Below are 14,976 nucleotides of genomic sequence, written 5' to 3' on the forward strand. Positions count from 1 at the left end.
GCGGCCTCAGGAGGCCGGGGGTGCCGTGAAGGTGACCTCGGCGGCCGTGACGGTGGTCTCGGCGTCGCCCCCGAGGGCGTACGCCGCGACGCGGGAGACCGTCGCGGCCGGCACGGCCCCGCCGATGCCCGGCACCGCCGGGATGTCCTGCGTCGCGTGGGCGTCGTGCGGGACGACGACCCGGTAGCCGAGGGCCAGGGCCGTACGGGCCGTCGCCTGCACGCACATCTCCGACATCACGCCGCAGACGGCGACCGCCCGTACCCCCGCGCCGGTGAGCACGGCCCCCAGCGCGGTCTCCTGGAAGCCGTCGTCGTGGGGCTTGCGGATCACGAGCTCGGTGGGTCCGGGCTCCACGGGGTGGTGCAGCTCCCAGCCGGGCGTGTGCGGTTCGTCCTCGGCGCCGGGCGGCCCGTCGTTCTGCAGGTGGACGACGAACGCCCCGTCCCGCCGGGCCCGTGCGATCAGTCCGGTCGTCCGGTCGACGAGCCGGTCGGCGGCGGGCACGGCCCCGCGGCCGGTGACGAAGGCCGACTGCACGTCGACGACGATGAGGGCATCCACGGGCTGCGCGCGCTGGGTCATCCGGTCATCATCACGTCCACGGGCCCGGCCCGCCACGGGGTTTCGGCCCGCCGGACGGCCGCGAACCCCCCGCGCGCACGCCCCGACCTGCGGGTAGCCTCACGGGTCGGGAGCAAGGGGGATCCGCATGTCCGAGTTGACGACGTCCGAGTGGTGGGAGCTGCTGCCGGAGGGCGTCCGCGACGAGATCGACGGCTACGTCCTCCAGGACCGCCGGTTCCGGGCGGTGCGGATCGTCTGGGAGGTCTGCCGGGGCCGTGGTCTGGGACTCCACGGGGCGGAGCTGGTCGTCCACGACCGGTACCTCCACCACGGCGACCGGGTCGCGCGCACCCCGCTCAGCCCCCTCGACCTGGAGTCGCTGGCCGCCCGTGCCTCCGGCTGCCCGGGGCCGGTGGCCGCGATCGAGGCGATCTGGGACGGCGACACCGTCCACGACTGGTTCGTGGTCCTCCTGGCCGTCTCCACCGAACCCGCCGCCGAGCACCGCCTCGCCACGATCTACCACGAGACGGCCGTACGGCACCTGGGCGAGGCGGCAGGCGCGAAGTCGCTCCATCCGGCGGCCGCGGCCGCCCAGGCGGCGGGCCGGGCGCTGGCCGAACGCCTCTCGGTGCCCTTCCACTTCGCGAGCCCGGACACCCCGGACGACGAAGCGCCGCGCCGGCGGCCATGAGCCCGGCCCGGATCGGCCCGGTCGTGGGCCCGCCCGCGGCCCCCCGTCTCGAACGGGGAGCGGACAGCGGCCCTGGCAGACTTCCTCCGCACCCACAACCGCCACCGCTGCCGCACCGCACTACACCCGACGGACACCCGCCCGACGCCCGTGTTCACAACGCCGCGGGTCAACACACCTAGGAGTTACCTCGTGTCCACAGGACTCAGACAGTTGCGTCTCGCCGCGCTCAACATCGACGGCGTGTTGCTCAACGACACCTTCAGTCCGGTCATCCACCACTTCGTCGTGAGCCGGGGCGGCACGTACACCGCCGAGGTGGAGCGGAACATCTTCTCCCAGCCCCAGCGGGCGGCCAGCGCCTACCTGGCCGGCGTGGTGAACGTGCCGATGACGGCGCAGCAGGCCCTGGAGGCCTACTTCGTCGAGCGTGACGCCCATCTGCGCGAGGACCCGGTGCGGCTGGTCGACGGCGCCGTCGACCTGGTGCGCCGCCTGAGGGGCCTGGGGCTGAGCACGATCTGCTACGGAGGGCTGGGCAAGGAGCACTTCGACCGCTTCCTGGGGGAATGGGCGCACCTCTTCGACGGTCCGGGGTACGTGTGCACCAACGACTTCCGCCCCGGCATCCGTGAGATCACGACCGAGGTCTTCGAACTCTCCTACGACCAGGTGGTGTTCATCGACGACGTGGCCCGCGTCGCCGAGAGCGCGAAGGAACTCGGCGTTCCCTTCATCGGCCACCCCAGCACCTTCGAGCACAGCCATCAGCGTCAGCTGATGAAGGACGCCGGTGTGCGGCACCTCGTGGACTCGCTGCACGCCATCGACGAGGCGATGCTGCGCACCGTCGACGCCGAGGCCGCCTCCGGCGGCGTCTGGGCCCCTTCGACCGAGGGTCTCGCACCGGCATAGGCGCGAGTGGGCCCACAGGTTTTCCCTTCTCTCACGAATCGCATGAATCAAACGAAAACAGGGGGTATGGGGCGGTGAACGAGGGCACGAGTGGAACGGGCGGTCTGCTGAGGGGCAGGGTCGCCATGATCACCGGGGCTTCCAGCGGCATCGGCGCGGCGGCGGCCCGGCTGTTCGCCGCCGAGGGGGCGGCCGTGGTGCTGATGGCGCGGCGCGAGCGCGAGCTGAAGGAGCTGGCCGCCCGGATCGACGCCGGGGGAGGCCGGGCGCTGGCGGTACGGGGCGACGTCACGCGCTCCGAGGACGTGCGCCGCGTGGTGGACGCGGCGGTGGAGACGTTCGGACATCTGGACGTGGCCTTCAACAACGCCGGCTGGGGAACGGCCGGCACCGACCTGCACGAGACCGAGGACGCGGTCTTCGACCAGGTGATGGACGTGAACGTGCGCGGCGTGTGGAACTGCCTGCGCCACCAGGTCCCCGCGATGCTCGCCCACGGATCCGGCTCCGTCGTGAACACCGCCAGCACGGCGGGCGTGGTGGCGACCGGTGCCGGAGCGCCCTACGTGGCGGCCAAGCACGCCGTGATCGGCATGACGAAGGCCGCCGCGGCCGAGTACGGCGAGCGCGGCATCCGGGTCAACTCCCTGGTGGTCGGCTGCACCCGGACCGAACTCATCGAAGGGGCGATCGCGGCCCACCCCCACCTGGAGGAGGCCTTCGTCACGCGCCAGATCCAGAAGCGCATGGCGGATCCCGAGGAGGTCGCCCAGGCCGCGCTCTGGCTGGCCGGCCCGCGTGCCTCGTTCGTCACGGGCAGCGCGCTGGCCGTGGACGGCGGGCTGACCGCGATCTGAGATCCCGGAGCTGACGGCCCGTCGGGCGGACGGGAGAGGTCCGCCCGAGGGGCCGCCGGCGAGCGGCTCCGGGCCTCGCGGTCACCGCGACGGGGTCGACCGGTCGGGGACGAGTGGCCGGTGACGAACGGTGACGAACAGTCGGCGACAAGAGGTCGGTGACGAGCGGTCGGCGGCGGAATCAGGGTTCCCGGCTCTCCGCCCACTGCCAGAAATCGACCATCATCCGCTCGTACCGGATGCCGAACTCCAGCGCCTCCCGCTGTCAGCGCGTCAGCGGCTCGCCGACGTCCCGCGCCAGTCCCTCGTACTCGTCCAGGGCCCTGCGGTGCTCGTCGATCTGGATCGGCGCGTGGACGCGCGGACTGGCGCCGAACCACAGCTTGAGGACGCCCCGTTCGCGGGCCTCGACCGGCACGAAGGAGGGGTCGGACAGCCAGCCGCGCAGTGCCGCCGTCCCCTCCTCCGTGAGGCTCATCAGGCGCCGGTTGCGGCCACCCGGCTGCCGTACCTCCGACAGCAGCCCCGCCGCCAGGAGCCGGTCGCACTGCGCGTACACCTGCGCGTGCGGCATGGACCAGAACGGGGCCACCGTCCGCGCGGCCTCCGCCTTCACGTCGTACGGACTGGCCTCGCCCAGCTTGTCGATGATGCCGAGCACGAGGAAGGAGGGCGTGGTCAACCGGACTTCAGACATGCGGCGACCGTATCCCCCCTTCCCGCCCTACTCCGCCCGCAGCGCCCGCGCCGTGGCCGTGCGGGCCGCCCAGCCGGCCGGAAGCAGCGCGCCGGCCGTCGCGATCACGACGCCCGCCGTCGCGAGGAGCACCAGCAGCGGCGTCCCGTACACGTCGATGTCGGCGGGCGGGATCGTGGTGCCGACCGCACGGCCCATCGCCGGCATCACCCGGCCGTGGAGGGCCACGCCGAGCGGCACGCCGACGAGGCCCGACAGGAGGCCGAGGATGCCGGCCGACGTGAGGACCTGCGCGACCGTCTGCCCCGGGGTCATCCCCAGGGCCTTGAAGACGCCCAGGTCACGGACGCGGTCGCGGGTCTCGAGGACCACCGTGTTCAGCACGCCCAGGCAGGCGACGACGACCATCATCAGGGTCAGCATGACGACCAGGGCCTGCATCGCCCGGATGACGCTCGACTTGCTCCCCTCCGTGACGGCGGCCTCCGCCCCGAGCGGTGTCACGGCCGCGTCGAGGCGCTCCGCGTAGCGCGCCGCGTCCGTGCCGGCGGCGACGGTCACGGCGAACTCGGCGGGCTGGTGGCGGGCCCGGAGCGCGGCGACGGACGCCGCTCCGGTGCGCAGGGTCATGCCGTCGTCGCCCAGGTCGAAGACCTCGCCGACGATCCGCAGCCGGACCGTGCGGCCCCGTTCGGAGAGGGTGACCGTGCCCCCGACGCGGACCCCGGTGGCGCGCAGGAACCGGGTGGCCGCGACGGCCTCCCCGGCGGCCCCGAACCAGCGGCCGGAGACCATCGTGTGGCGGCTGCCGGCCGTGTCCCCTTCGTACACGACGACGGGCGCGCCTCCCTTGAGCCCTGCCACCTCCAGCTGGGCGCGGGCGGTCCGGTACCACGAGTCCGTCCCCGGGAGCGCGGCGATCGCCGCCGCCACGGCGGCCGGGTCGGCGGGCCTGCCCGGCAGGGGCACCGGATCGCCGGGGTTCCCCCGGGGCGGGGCGACCGTGTGGACGGTGACGTCGCCGCCCCGGTCCGGATCGCCGTCGGTCCTGACGGCGACGAGGGTGCTGCCGAGTCCGACGGCGAAGGTCACCGCGAGGGCTCCGAAGGTCACCGCGGCGGCCGTGCTCGCCGCGCGCGCGGGGCGGGCGAACGGCGCGGCGAGGCCCAGGACGACGGGCAGGGGCAGCGGCAGACGCCCGAGCAGGCCGCGGATCGCGCGCCCCCGGCCACCGCCGGTGGCGGGACCCATGCGCAGGACCGTCGCGGTCGGCAGACGGGCGGCGCGCAGGGCGGGCCCGAAGGCCGTGCCGGCCACGAGGACGAGGGCTCCGGCCGGTACGACGAGGTCCACCCAGGCGGGAATGAGGACCTCCGCCGTGCCGTACACCTCGGCCACCTCCGCCATGAGGGGGACGCCGAGCGCGTTCCCGAGGGCGACGCCGAGCACGGCCCCGACGGTTCCCGGGACGAGGGCCTGGGCAACGTAGGCGCGGCCCACCTGGAGCGGGGTGAAGCCGAGGGACTTGAGGATCCCGATCCGGCGGGTCGCGGCGCCGACCGCGCCGCTCACCACGATGCCGATGACGAGGACCGACATCGCCAGGCCGAGGAGGGCGAAGGCGGTGACGAAGGGCACGAAGGCGGCCGTGTTCTGGCGCGCGGTCTCCCGCACGTCGAGGTACGAACGGCTGCCGGTGACCGCTCCGGCCGGTGCGGCGGCGGTGACGGCCTTCCGGCCGGCCGTCACGTCGGCCGCGGTGTCGGCGGTGGTGAGCCGGTAGAGCATCTGGAGCGCGTGGGGCCGGCCGCCCGTGAGCGCCGTGAGCTGCCCGGGCACGACCCAGGCGTCGGCGCTCTCGCCGGCCGACTCGGCGATGCCCACCACCGTGAGGGCGGCGCCCTCCGCGGACAGTCGCGTCCCGAGGCCGGAGGCCGGCGGCACGGAGCCGCGTTCCAGGACGATCTCGCCGGGGGCCGAGGCCCACCGGCCCTCCGTCAGGCCCACCGCGTCCACGGGTCCCGCGGCGGAGGCCCGGCCGACGACCGTCAGCGGGGGCGGTGCGAACCCGGGCGGGGCCGCCCTGTCCGCGTCGAGGCGCAGGGAGGTGACGGCGAAGGGGCCCGAGGCCGCGGCCACCCCGGACGCGCGGGCGGTGGCGGCGAGCCGCTCCGGTGTGACGGCCGATCCGTCGAACAGCACGGTCAGATGGGCACCGTGCTGCCGGGCGAAGGCCCGGTCGAAGGGGGCGCCGGAGGCGACGAGGAGGCCGAGCGCGAGGACGGCGGAGGCGACGGAGAGCAGCGTGGTCAGGACCATCACGGCGGTCTGCGTACGGCGCCGCCCGATCCCGGCGCGCACGACGCGGCCCAGGGCCCCGCCGCTCGGGGCGAGGAACCGCGCACGCGCGGGCCCGCCGCCGCTCCCGCCACCCGGGGCGGGGGAATGCGCGCCCACGGGCCCGCCGCGCGCTCGGCCCGTGCCGGCGGGGCGCGCGCTCACCGGGCCACCGCCGGGACGTCGCGGGTGACGCGGCCGTCGACGAGTTCGATCGTGCGCGTCGCGCAGGCCTCGGCGAGCGCGAGGTCGTGGGTGACGAGGACGATCGTCTGGCCGTCGGCGTTGAGGGCACGCAGGAGGTCGCGGACCTCCGCGCCCGACGCGGTGTCCAGGGCTCCCGTGGGCTCGTCGGCGAGGAGCAGCGGGGGGTGGTTCATCAGGGCGCGGGCGACGGCGACGCGCTGCCGCTCGCCCCCGGAGAGACGGCCGGGGTGCACGCGCGCGTGCCGGGCGACGCCGAGCCGGTCGAGGAGTTCGGCGGCGCGCGCCGAGGCCCGGGCGCGGGGCGTCCCGGCCAGCTGGGCGGGGAGCAGCACGTTGTCGAGGACGGTGAGGTCGTCGAGGAGGTTGAAGAACTGGAAGACCATGCCGATGCGGCTGCGCCGGTAGCGGGCGGAGGCCGTCTCGCTCAGCCGGTCGACGCGCAGTCCGTCCACGGTCACCCGGCCGGTGCTGGGCCGGTCCAGGCCGGCGAGGAGGTTGAGCAGGGTCGACTTGCCGCTGCCGGAGGGGCCGAGGACGGCGAGCGACTCCCCTCGCGCCACCCGCAGGTCGAGACCGGCGAGCGCCGCAGGCCCGTCCTCGTACGTCCTGCCGACCTCGCTCAGTTCGATGAGGGGCTCGGCTTCGGATGGGGTCATGGGCCCTCCAGGGCTCGCGGGGGACGGGGTCGCCCCGACGCTAGGAGGGGTCCGGCCGGGGGCGCGTCGGCCGTGGTGGCGAAGATCCGTACCGTGTGCGGAGGAGGCACGGGCGGGTCGTCCCCGCGATGTACGCCGCGGGGACGGTGCCCTGGTCCTCAGGGCCGATTCGGCCCGGCGTCCCCACTTGGCACACTGCCCCGGTGAGCAGGTACGAGGAATTCATGGGCCGGATACGCGGGTCGCGGACCATCGGCGCGCCGCCCCCGCTGTCCCGCTGGGCGTGGACGGCCGACGGGCTGCTCGCGCTGTCGCTCGCGGTCGCCACGATCGTCGGGAACCTGAACCGTTCGTACGTGGAGCTCCGGCCCGATCTGATCGGGAGCAAGACGCCCGTGCCCGGGCAGCTCCCGTCCCCGCCCGCCCTCCCGGACCTGCCGGGGGTTCCGGACGGGCCGCGCCCCGTGCCCGCCGTGGAGCACGTGCTGCCGCCGGTGGAGGCCTGGGAGATGGTGGCGGCGGTGCTGACCGCGCTGCCGCTGGTGCTGCGGCGCCGCTTCCCGCTGGCCGTCTACTGGGTGGTGACGGTCGCCGCGGTGGTCCTGCACCTGGGGGACGCGGCGGACGACGCCACGCGGATCACCTTCGCCTCGGGGCTCGTCGCGGCGTACAGCGCGGCGATGTACAGCCCGCACCGCAAGTCGGTGGCGGTCTCGCTCCTGGCCGGTGCGCTGCTCTACGCGGTCTTCCCGCTGGTCCCGGACGTCGACGGCGACCTGGTGCCCGTCCTCGTCCTGCTGCCGCTCGCCCTCGCCTCGCACGGCGTCCACCTCTGGCGGGAGCGGGAGCGGACGCTGCGCGCGGAGCAGGAGGCGGCGCTGCGCCGGGCGGTGGAGGCGGAGCGGTCCCGGATCGCCCGGGAGCTGCACGACGTGGTCACCCACAACGTGAGCATGATGACGATCCAGGCCGGTGCCGCGCGCACGGTCCTGGCCACCTCGCCGGAGCAGGCCCGGGAGGCGATGCTCGCGGTGGAGGCGGCCGGGCGGACGGCGATGTCGGAACTGCGGCACGTGATGGGACTGCTCACGATGGCCGCGGACGGTCCCGGTCCGGCCGCCGACGCGGCGCTCGCCCCGCAGCCCGGCCTCGGCCGTCTGACGGAGCTGACGGACCGGGTGCGCTCCTCCGGGATGCCGGTGGAGGTGGCCGTGCGGGGCGTGCCGGTGGAGCTGCCGGCGGGGGTGGACCTGGCCGCGTACCGGGTGGTGCAGGAGGCGCTGACGAACGCGGTGAAGCACGCGGACGGCGCGCGGGTGTCGGTGACGGTGGAGTACGGGACGGACCGGCTGCGGGTGGAGGTGTCCGACACGGGCGGGCGCCGGCTGCGGACGGCGGAGCCGGGCGGGGGCCACGGGCTGCTCGGCCTGCGGGAACGGCTCGCGGTGTACGGCGGTACGCTCGACGCCGGCAGCCGCCCGCACGGCGGATACCGGGTCCGTGCGGTGATTCCGTGGGAGGTTCCGTGACCGTGGCCGACGCCCCGCGCGTGGTGATCGTCGACGACCAGGCGCTGGTGCGGACCGGTTTCCGGATGATCCTCGCCGCCGACGGCATCGACGTGGTCGCGGAGGCCGCCGACGGCGACGCGGCGGTGGCGGCGGTCCGCAGGACCCGGCCGGACGTGGTCCTGATGGACATCCGGATGCCGGGCACGGACGGCCTGGAGGCCACGCGCCGCATCCTCGCGGACGAGACGGCGCCGCCGAGGATCGTCGTCCTCACCACGTACGACCTCGACCAGTACGTGTACGCGGCGCTCGCGGCGGGCGCGAGCGGCTTCCTGCTCAAGGACGTCACCCCCGAACACCTGACGGCGGCGGTGCGGCTCGTCCGCTCCGGGGACGCCCTGCTCGCCCCGGCGATCACGCGGCGCCTGGTGGAGCGCTTCGCCGCGCCCGGTACGGGTGCGGGGTCCCGGCCCGCCCCGCACCGCGAACTGGCCACGCTCACCCCGCGCGAGCTGGAGGTCCTGGAGGCCCTGGCGCGCGGCCACACCAACGCCGAACTGGCGGCGCGCTTCCGGCTGAGCGAGGCGACGGTGAAGACGCACGTCGCCCGCATCCTCCAGAAGCTCCGGCTGCGCGACCGGGCCCAGGCGGTGATCGCCGCCTACGAGACGGGTCTCGTCACGCCGGGTTCGGACGGCAGCGGAACCGCCGGCCTGGGCGGGGCGGGCTGAGCGACCGGACGCGGCAGGCCGACGGGGTCCGGCAGGCCCGCCGGGCGCGACCCGCCTTCCGGACCCGGCGGTCCGAACGGATCCGGCCGACCGAGCAGGTCCGGCTCTCCGAACGGATCCGGCCGGCCGACGGCCGCGTCCGGCTGGTCGAGGAGGTCCGGTGGCCCCGGCTCGGGGCGGAGGACATCGGTCAGCGCGGTCAGCCGGATGAGCCGCAGGATCCACGGCTGGTCGCAGACGAGCCGCCAGCGCGCACCGCGCCGGTGCATGCGCCCGGCGCAGTGCGCGAGGAGCCCCAGTCCCGTGGCGTCGCAGAAGGAGAGGCGCCGGATGTCGACGGTCAGGGCGTCGGACTCCCTGACGAGGGCGTCGAGCTCGGGCCGCAGGTGCCGCACCAGGACGAGGTCGAGCTCGCCCCGGAGGGCGGCGACCGTGAGACCGCCGGTCGAGCGGACGACGAGGTACGGGTCGTGACGGGGGATCAACTGCATCGGACGCTCCACAGGGTGGCTCCATGTGTCACGTCGAGCGTGGCCGTCCCGTCGCCGGGAGGGACGTTTCGCCTCGACCGCTGTCACCTGAATCGGTGAAGATCCGCCCCTCTTTCTCTCGTTCGGGCGTACGTGACCCGGACATGTGGACGAAGACGGCGGAGGGGCCGTCCGCGCGTTCACGCGGACGGCCCCTCCTCCGAGCCGGCGGGAGGCTCAGCCCGCGAACCGGGCCATCCACGCCTCGACCTCGGCCGAGGAGCGCGGCAGACCGGCCGACAGGTTCTCGTGGCCCTCCTCGGTGACGACCAGGTCGTCCTCGATCCGGACGCCGATGCCGCGCCACTCCTCGGGCACGGTCAGGTCGTCCGGCTGGAAGTACAGGCCGGGCTCGACCGTGAGCACCATGCCCGGCTCCAGGACGCCGTCGACGTACTCCTCCGTGCGGGCCTGCGCGCAGTCGTGGACGTCCAGACCGAGCATGTGTCCGGTGCCCGCCATGGTGAAGCGGCGCTGGAGGCCGAGCTCGTACGCGCGGTCGACGGGGCCCTCGATGAAGCCCCACTCGACGAGCCGGGCCGCCAGGTGACGCTGGGAGGCCTCGTGGAAGTCGCGGTACGGGGCGCCCGGCTTCACCGCGGCCATGCCCGCCTCCTGGGCCTCGTACACCGCGTCGTACACCTGGCGCTGGACCGGGGTGAAGGTGCCGCTGATGGGGATCGTGCGGGTGACGTCGGCGGTGTAGAGGGAGTGCGTCTCCACGCCGGCGTCGAGGAGGAGCAGCTCGCCGGGGCGGACCGGGCCGTCGTTGTCCGTCCAGTGCATGATCGTGGCGTGGTCGCCGGCGGCACAGATCGAGCCGTAGCCGACGTGGTTGCCCTCCAGGCGGGCGCGCCGGAAGAAGGTGCCCTCGATCCACCGCTCGGACGAGGCGATCGCCCGGGAGAGCTCGGCGACGCAGTCGACGAAGCCCCGCACGGTGGAGTCCACCGCCTTGCGCATCTCGCCGAGCTCCCACTCGTCCTTGACGAGCCGGAGCTCGCTGAGGGCGCCCTCCAGCTCGATGTCGCGCTCCTCGTCGGTGGTGACGGCGGCTTCGAGGGCCGGGTCGACGCCGCGGACGATCCGGGTCGGCACGCCGGAGCCGGCGGCCAGGTCCTCGGCGATGGTGCGGACGTCGCGGCAGGGCAGGCCGAGGACGGTCGCGGACTCGGCGAGGGAGCGGCGGCGGCCCATCCACAGCTCGGCGGTGTAGCCGATCCAGAACTCGTCGTTGTCGCGGCTGTCGCGGGGCAGCTGGTAACAGTAGGCGTCGTGGCCGCCGTCGGCGCGGGGTTCCAGGACGAGCGCGCCGTCACGGGCCTGGTCGCCGGTCATGTGCACGTAGCCGGAGTACGGGCGGAACGGGTAGTTGTCGTCGTTGGAGCGGTACTTGAGGTTCCCCGAGGGGACGATCAGACGCTCACCGGGGAAGAGGGCGGAGAGCGCGGCACGGCGCTCGGCCGCGTACGGGGCCTGCTCGGCCGGTTCGAGGTCGTGCCGCTCGGTGTCCGCCCACCCCGTCCTCATCAGGGCGGAAAGCTCTTCGGAGACGCCGTTGTAGAGGCCGTTCTTGCGACCCATCGCCACGTCCTGCACCTTCTTCCAAGTACGTTCTCGGCCGCCGCTCGTCGACGGCACCCGGACGGTACTCCGCGCCGGGCCCGCCGGGTGCCCGGATCGGTCAGTGGCACGGATCGGCCACACCCCGGGCGGTGCGGGCGGCGGGGGCGGACCGATAATGCGGTCCATGGCGAACGCGAAGCTCGGTGAGGCGCTCCGGCTGCTCGGGATCGGCGACGAGGCCCGCCGGGTCTACATCCGGCTCCTGGACCTCGGTCCCGCACCGCTGAGCGCGATCGGCTCCGCGGCCGGTCTCGACGGTGCGGAGCTGTCCGCGGCGTACGGGGAACTGGTCGACGCGGGCCTGGCGAGTCCCGCGGTGCAGGCTCCCGACCTGGTGGCTCCGGTGCCGCCCGCCGCGGGCCTGGAGATCCTGGGGCGGCACCGGGCGGCCGAGCTCGACGAGTCGCGGATCACCGTCGGCGGCGCCTTCGAGTCGTTCCGGCGGCAGCGGCTCGCCGCCTACCACGACGACCTCGTGGAGGTGGTGACGGGGGACGCGGTGGGCCCCCGCATGCGGCACGCCTGGGCCAGCGCGCGCGAGGAGATCCGGCAGCTGGACTCTCCCCCGTACTTCCCGCTGCCGAGCGCCACCGACGACGCCCTCGCGACCCTGGCGCGCGGGGTGACCCAGCGGGTCGTCTACTCGCAGGCGTCGCTGGAGTATCCGGGACAGCTGGAGGAGGCGATCGAGCCCTGCGTGGAGGCGGGTGAGCAGGCGCGGGTGCTGCCGTCGGTGCCGGTGAAGCTGGTGATCATCGACGAGGCGTACGCCATGGTCTCGCTCTCCATCAAGGAGGCCGACGTGCACAACAGCATGCTGGTGGTGCAGCCGTGCGGCCTGCTGTCGGCGCTCGTGGCGCTGTTCGAGCAGACCTGGCAGAGCGCGCTGCCGCTGCACGGCCGTTCCGTGCGGCCGGCCGGGCTGCTGCCGGCCGACCGCCGGCTGCTGCGGCTGCTCGCGGGCGGCGCGAGCGACGAGGTCATCGCCCGGGAGATCGGGGTCAGCCGCCGCACGCTCTTCCGCCGCGTCCAGGTCCTCATGGCCCGGCTCGGCGCCACGAGCCGCTTCCAGATGGCGCTGCAGGCGCAGCGCCAGGGCTGGCTCTGACGCGTCCGGTCAGGTCAGGTGCCGCCGGAGGAAGGTGTGCACGAGGGCGCTGTTGTGGGCGGCCTGTTCGTTGTCCCCGGCGCCCGCGTGGCCGCCGCCGGTGTTCTCGTGGAACAGCACGGGATGGCCGAGTTCCCGTAGCCTCGCCGCCGTCTTGCGCGCATGGCCGGGGTGGACGCGGTCGTCGCGGGTGGAGGTCATCAGGAGCACCGGCGGGTAGGCCCGGTCGGCCGCGAGCCGGTGGTACGGGGAGAGTTCGCGCAGGTGGGCGAGGTCGGCCGGATCGTCCGGGTCGCCGTACTCGGCGATCCAGGACGCGCCCGCGAGGAGCTTGTGGAAGCGGGTCATGTCGAGCAGCGGGACCTGCGCGACGATCGCCCCGAAGAGCTCCGGGTACCGGGTGAGCATCGCGCCCATGAGCAGGCCGCCGTTGCTGCCGCCCGACGCGCCGAGCCGGTCCGGGGTGGTGACGCCCCGCGCGACGAGGTCCTCGGCGACGGCCGCGAAGTCCTCGAAGGCGCGCGGCCGCCGCGCGCCGAGCGCTGCCTGGTGCCAGTCCGGGCCGTACTCGCCGCCGCCCCGGATGTTCGCGATGACGTACGTGCCGCCGCCCTCCAGCCACGCCCGGCCGGTGACGGCTCCGTAGTAGGGGGTGAGGGAGACCTCGAAGCCGCCGTAGCCGTAGAGCAGGGTGGGGCCGGGGCCGGTGACGGCGTGGTCGGGGCCGATGACGAAGTAGGGCACGCGGGTGCCGTCGGGAGAGGTCGCGAAGTGCTGCTCCACCGTGAGGCCGGCGGTGTCGAAGCGGTCCGGGGCCTGCTTGAGGACCTCCGTGTCGCCGCCGATGCGGCCGCGGTGGAGGCTGGAGGGCTGGAGGAAGCCGGACACGTCGAGGAAGTACTCGTCGGAGACGTCCGGGTCCGTGTCCACGACGCCGACGGCGGACAGCGGCGGGACGCCGACGAGCGGGGTGCGCGTCCAGCCGGCGCCGTCGCGGCCCGGGGTGAGGACCTCGACGTGGGCGCTGACGTCCCGCATCGTCTCCAGGATCAGGTGGTGCCGGGTCCAGGAGTGCCCGGCGAGGGCCGTCCGCGCGTCCGGGGTGAACAGCACCTCGAAAGTGCGGTCGCCCGCGAGGAAGGCGTCGAAGCCGAAGGCGAGGAGGGAGCCGGTGGGCTGTCCCAGCCAGTCGGACTTCAGGGTGACGAGCAGATGCTCTCGGTGGGCCTCGACGAGCGCGTCGTCGGGGACGTCGACGCGGACGGGCGTGCCGTCGGGCCGCAGGAGGTACGTCTCGCTGCGGAAGAAGTCCGGCGAGCGGCCGACGAAGTCCCGCTCGAAGCCGGGGGTGGGGTCGTGGTACCCCCAGGCCGACACGTCGGTGTCCTCGGCCTCGTAGACGAGCTCGGACTCCTCGATCGGCGTGCCGCGCCGCCAGCGCCGGACGGTGCGCGGGTAGCCGGAGTCGGTGAGCGAGCCCGGTCCGGTGTCCGTGCCGAGGAAGACGGTGTCGGCGTCGATCCACCCGATCCGCGTCTTCGCCTCCGGCACCGTGAAGCCGTCCGCGACGAACTCCCGTGTCCCGAGGTCGAATTCGCGGACGACGACGGCGTCGCCGCCGTCCCGGGAGAGCCGCACCAGAGCCCGGTCGTACGCGGGACGGCGCACCCGCGCCCCGTCCCACACCCACTTCTCGCCCTCCGCGGCGGCGAGCGCGTCGACGTCGAGGAGGACCTCCCACTCGGGTTCGTCCTTGCGGTACCGCTCCAGGGTCGTGCGCCGCCACACCCCGCGCACGTGCTCGGCGTCGCGCCAGAAGTTGTAGAGGTACGCGCCGCGCCGCACGGTGTACGGGATGCGGTCCGAGGCGTCGAGCACCTCCCTCAGGCGCGCCTTCAGCGGGGCGAACCCGGCGTCGGCGGCCAGCGCGTCCGCCGTCTCGGCGTTCCGCTCGGCCACCCACGCGAGGGCGGCCTCGCCGGAGATGTCTTCCAGCCACAGGTACGGGTCGTCGTCGCTCACCCCCGTATTGTGCAGGCCCGGCCGCGCCGGGGTGCGGGCGCCGCCGGCCGGGTGCGTTCGGGAGGGTGCGCTCCGGGCCGGGACCTGGTGCCGCACGGCGGCTCAGGAGGCGGGGTTCGGTGCGCCCCGCGGGGAGAGCCGGAGCATCGCGGCCGCGAGGACACCGGCCGACAGGCCGCAGGTCGGGGCGGCCGGGATGCCGTCGCCGAGGCCGGCGGGTCGTACGCCCAGGGGATCGGCCGGCGCTGGAGTCCGGCGGGTGCAGCACGTCGGCACCGGCCCCCCGCCCACCACAGGAGCGCGGTGGGCAGCAGCCCGCCGACCGGTGCGGGTGTCGCCGCGCGCCGGTATGACATGCCCTGCCCCCGTCGTGCGTCTGCTGTCCGGATCTCCCCGGCCAGTTGGAGACCAGGACGTGGTCATCACGTGCGGGGCACGGTGGCACGTCGGTTCGGCGGGCGAGGAGCGCCCGGCCGGCGCCCCGGACCGGGAATCGCGCGTCCAGGGTCCGAGACACC

General features: G+C 74.7%; 13 protein-coding genes and 1 pseudogene. 7 read left to right on the forward strand and 7 right to left on the reverse strand.

The window, feature by feature from the left end:
- Positions 1-6 precede the first annotated feature (6 nt).
- Positions 7-585, reverse strand: a complete 579-nt coding sequence (locus tag K7G60_RS10790; RefSeq protein WP_225800605.1) for an isochorismatase family protein — start codon at positions 583-585, stop codon at positions 7-9.
- A 127-nt stretch (positions 586-712) separates the two neighbouring features.
- Here K7G60_RS10790 and K7G60_RS10795 point away from each other — a divergent pair, with 127 nt between their 5' ends.
- The 4 genes and pseudogenes from K7G60_RS10795 to K7G60_RS10810 all read left to right on the forward strand — a co-directional run bounded on the left by K7G60_RS10795 (position 713) and on the right by K7G60_RS10810 (position 3,033).
- Entirely contained in the window at positions 713-1,261 is a 549-nt protein-coding gene (locus tag K7G60_RS10795; protein WP_225800606.1) for a hypothetical protein, read from the forward strand.
- A gap of 24 nt (positions 1,262-1,285) precedes the next feature.
- Positions 1,286-1,443 (forward strand): annotated as a pseudogene (locus K7G60_RS10800) (IS481 family transposase); the annotation flags it as partial.
- A 10-nt stretch (positions 1,444-1,453) separates the two neighbouring features.
- Positions 1,454-2,176, forward strand: a complete 723-nt coding sequence (locus K7G60_RS10805; protein WP_225800607.1) for an HAD family hydrolase — start codon at positions 1,454-1,456, stop codon at positions 2,174-2,176.
- Between the two features lie 74 nt (positions 2,177-2,250).
- Positions 2,251-3,033, forward strand: coding sequence for an SDR family NAD(P)-dependent oxidoreductase (locus tag K7G60_RS10810; RefSeq protein ID WP_374115621.1), 783 nt, complete (start codon positions 2,251-2,253; stop codon positions 3,031-3,033).
- Between the two features lie 265 nt (positions 3,034-3,298).
- Here the strand turns inward: K7G60_RS10810 and K7G60_RS10815 are convergent, their stop codons facing one another.
- The 3 genes from K7G60_RS10815 to K7G60_RS10825 are packed head-to-tail and all read right to left on the reverse strand — an operon-like array spanning position 3,299 to position 6,930.
- Complete coding sequence (locus tag K7G60_RS10815) at positions 3,299-3,730, reverse strand: PadR family transcriptional regulator (RefSeq protein WP_225800608.1); 432 nt, start codon at positions 3,728-3,730, stop codon at positions 3,299-3,301.
- A 27-nt stretch (positions 3,731-3,757) separates the two neighbouring features.
- Positions 3,758-6,187 carry an FtsX-like permease family protein gene (locus K7G60_RS10820; protein ID WP_308080681.1) on the reverse strand — a complete coding sequence of 810 codons (2,430 nt, stop codon included), beginning with the start codon at positions 6,185-6,187 and terminating at the stop codon, positions 3,758-3,760.
- A gap of 41 nt (positions 6,188-6,228) precedes the next feature.
- Entirely contained in the window at positions 6,229-6,930 is a 702-nt protein-coding gene (locus tag K7G60_RS10825) for an ABC transporter ATP-binding protein (protein WP_225800609.1), read from the reverse strand.
- 203 nt (positions 6,931-7,133) lie between these two features.
- On the opposite strand from K7G60_RS10825, the gene K7G60_RS10830 reads away from it, so the two are divergent.
- The gene (locus tag K7G60_RS10830) at positions 7,134-8,459 is read left to right on the forward strand and encodes a histidine kinase (protein ID WP_225800610.1); all 1,326 of its coding nucleotides are present in this window, start codon (positions 7,134-7,136) and stop codon (positions 8,457-8,459) included.
- 2 nt (positions 8,460-8,461) lie between these two features.
- Positions 8,462-9,172, forward strand: a complete 711-nt coding sequence (locus K7G60_RS10835; protein WP_225800671.1) for a response regulator transcription factor — start codon at positions 8,462-8,464, stop codon at positions 9,170-9,172.
- On the opposite strand, the gene K7G60_RS10840 is transcribed toward K7G60_RS10835, so the two are convergent.
- Positions 9,103-9,663, reverse strand: a complete 561-nt coding sequence (locus K7G60_RS10840; protein ID WP_225800611.1) for an STAS domain-containing protein — start codon at positions 9,661-9,663, stop codon at positions 9,103-9,105. The genes K7G60_RS10835 and K7G60_RS10840 overlap by 70 nt on opposite strands.
- Before the next feature lie 216 nt (positions 9,664-9,879).
- Positions 9,880-11,292, reverse strand: a complete 1,413-nt coding sequence (locus K7G60_RS10845) for an aminopeptidase P family protein (RefSeq protein WP_225800612.1) — start codon at positions 11,290-11,292, stop codon at positions 9,880-9,882.
- 160 nt (positions 11,293-11,452) lie between these two features.
- Between K7G60_RS10845 and K7G60_RS10850 the strand changes: the two genes are divergently transcribed.
- Positions 11,453-12,436: a LuxR family transcriptional regulator gene (locus tag K7G60_RS10850; RefSeq protein ID WP_225800613.1), complete on the forward strand. Its 984-nt coding sequence runs from the start codon at positions 11,453-11,455 to the stop codon at positions 12,434-12,436.
- 9 nt (positions 12,437-12,445) lie between these two features.
- Here K7G60_RS10850 and K7G60_RS10855 read toward each other — a convergent pair whose 3' ends face one another.
- On the reverse strand, positions 12,446-14,458 hold the full coding sequence (locus K7G60_RS10855) for a prolyl oligopeptidase family protein (protein WP_225800614.1): 2,013 nt from the start codon (positions 14,456-14,458) through the stop codon (positions 12,446-12,448).
- Between the last annotated feature and the right edge of the window lie 518 nt (positions 14,459-14,976).

The sequence above is a fragment of the Streptomyces sp. NK15101 genome (assembly GCF_020400725.1).
Classification (GTDB): domain Bacteria; phylum Actinomycetota; class Actinomycetes; order Streptomycetales; family Streptomycetaceae; genus Streptomyces.

Coding starts and splice junctions, on each gene's coding strand:
- K7G60_RS10790 (WP_225800605.1), bottom strand. CDS start 585: ATGACCCAGCGCGCGCAGCCCGTGGATGCCCTCATCGTCGTCGACGTG.
- K7G60_RS10795 (WP_225800606.1), top strand. CDS start 713: ATGTCCGAGTTGACGACGTCCGAGTGGTGGGAGCTGCTGCCGGAGGGC.
- K7G60_RS10815 (WP_225800608.1), bottom strand. CDS start 3,730: ATGTCTGAAGTCCGGTTGACCACGCCCTCCTTCCTCGTGCTCGGCATC.
- K7G60_RS10825 (WP_225800609.1), bottom strand. CDS start 6,930: ATGACCCCATCCGAAGCCGAGCCCCTCATCGAACTGAGCGAGGTCGGC.
- K7G60_RS10840 (WP_225800611.1), bottom strand. CDS start 9,663: ATGCAGTTGATCCCCCGTCACGACCCGTACCTCGTCGTCCGCTCGACC.
- K7G60_RS10850 (WP_225800613.1), top strand. CDS start 11,453: ATGGCGAACGCGAAGCTCGGTGAGGCGCTCCGGCTGCTCGGGATCGGC.